Raw genomic sequence first — 2,242 nt, 5'->3', positions numbered from 1 at the left:
AATATGCTATTAGCACTAATAGTTTCCTTTGAAGATTTAATTTGAGAATATTGTTCGGAAATTAAACGATCTTTTTCTAAAAAAAAACTTTTTTTTATATTATCAATAAAAGGATCCAATGCACTCAAATCGGTAGACTCTCGGCAAATAAAAAAATCATAATACAATCTATATTTTATTGGGATAACAAAATATTCATCTGCTTTTCTAGAAGGAATTTCATTACAATCAAAGTTATTAATCCAACATAAATCTCCCTCATTAATAAACCTAGGATCTAAAAAATTTAAATGGATAAAAATATTTATTACACTAAAAGTAATTTTTTGAGGTATGCCCAATTTATCCGAATGAAAAGTTATATAATTATCAATATAATCACTAATTTTAAATGGATTTAAAAATAAAATATCTGGTCTAGTGTACATGATATAATCATATTTTATGTTGTTTATACTCTCATATGATTTTCTCAGATCAGAAACAGCTTTAACACTTAAAAACATACCATGTCCATCTTTTGGATTATACGTTTCAACTTTAACTTGTTTTAATGAATATATATTTTTTATATCAAGTATGTCTTTAGAGGTTACATCTTTTTCAAATAAAGATAAATATACTTTTTCAGAATGTCTTGAGTGTTGAGTTTGATATTTATCCCATGTATGCATAAAGATATCGATCTCCCAACCATCTAAAGCATTAACATGTACAATATTTGAAAGAAAATACTTATATGTTTTTTCATATGTTCTTAAATGACCAAAAAAACATATAGCTAATCTACCTTTACTGTTATTCATAAAATAACCTCCTCGATAAATTGAAACACTTCTTTTTGTAATAAATAAGGATTAAAACTTAAAGCGGTTTGAAAAATATATAATCTATTTTTTATCTCTGACTCTTGAATTTTGTAGTCTTGTAACAAAATATTATAGTTTTTTTCAAAACTAACAATATCATTAGAAACAGCACTAGTTTGCAATTTCAAATATGTAAATCTATGCATAAATTTTTCATCACATTCAAACAAATCTAAAATTTTCAAAACTTTATTGTATTGCTTTGCTAATACATAATTTCTCAATAGCTCAATTCGCATAGTTTTCGTCTTTATATTTTTAATATCTCTAATTTGTTTTTCTATCAATATAAGTTCTTGCTCCATACTTTGCTCATCACTATTTCTCAAACAGTATAAAAAATTCTCACAGATATCTTCCGATATATTTTGAAAGTTACTTAAAATATACTTCCACCTTTTAAAAGCCAATCCATAATAGAAACTATTTTGAGCATCCAATGCTTTTTTGACCAAATATTCAAAAGAGTGTTGTTTATCTATACAAGATAATTTAAGTATTTCCTTATAAATTCTATTACAATTATTTTGATCTTTAAATTTAAAGGTGTTTTTTATATTATTTACATACTCAACTTTATTCAAAACACAATTATTTTTAAACAATTCTTCAAGCTCATAAAATAAATCTTCTTCTGTCTTTACAACAGGACCAAAACCATCTACTTCGTAATCAAACCAACCTTTTTTATAACTATGATTATTAAAAAAATATTCTTGATCAAATTGATAGTAAATTACAGGTTTTCCAAGATAAGCAATTTCAAAAGCAGCTGAAGTATAATCAGTTATCATTAAATCACAGTTTTGAAATTTTTTTTGAAATGATTCATTATTTTTTCTATATGACACATTAATAAAATCAGGAAAATTACATTTATTTAAAATATCCTTCATGTTAAAATGTGGAACAAAATCTATTTGATATCCATAATAATTAACTAGCTCTTTTAAATAAGGATTATTAAGAAAAGAAAACCATTTTTTATAATATTCACTTTCAAAAAATATAGCTTTCAAGTTTCTATCAAAAGTTTCACCTTTGTCTTCTACTAAATACAATCTCCAAGTAGGCATTATCAAAATTTTCTTTGTATTTACTTTGTTACCTTTTAATAATGCATCATGTCTAGGTTGTCCTGTTAATACAACTTCTTTTGATGATAATTCATATTGATTATAATTCTCTATCAAGGACTTATATTCTCTATAACAAGAAGATGATCTCAAATTAATTTTTAACTTATTGAAATAATTTGAGATATTTACAGCATCAACCCCATGTCCTAAAAATAAGAATTTTTGTCCTAGTGCTAATCTTATACCAAAAGAACCAGGAGTATGCGAGGAAATAAAAAAACAAATCTTTTTCAT

Annotated in this window: 1 protein-coding gene and 1 pseudogene; both read right to left on the bottom strand. The window is 24.3% G+C overall.

Translation table 11 applies throughout. From position 1 onward, the window contains the following. Nucleotides 1-806 (bottom strand): annotated as a pseudogene (locus CAMP5060_RS07990) (hypothetical protein); the annotation flags it as partial. Beyond that, on the bottom strand, nt 803-2,242 hold a 1,440-nt coding region (locus CAMP5060_RS07985), incomplete at its 5' end, for a CDP-glycerol glycerophosphotransferase family protein (protein ID WP_337218194.1). The pseudogene CAMP5060_RS07990 and the gene CAMP5060_RS07985, both read right to left, overlap by 4 nt.

It is taken from the genome of Campylobacter sp. 1569, assembly GCF_024723675.1.
Classification (GTDB): Bacteria; Campylobacterota; Campylobacteria; order Campylobacterales; family Campylobacteraceae; genus Campylobacter_D; species Campylobacter_D jejuni_C.
The sequence above is the reverse complement of the archived record's forward strand: the minus strand, read 5'-3'. Positions and strand labels throughout refer to the sequence as shown.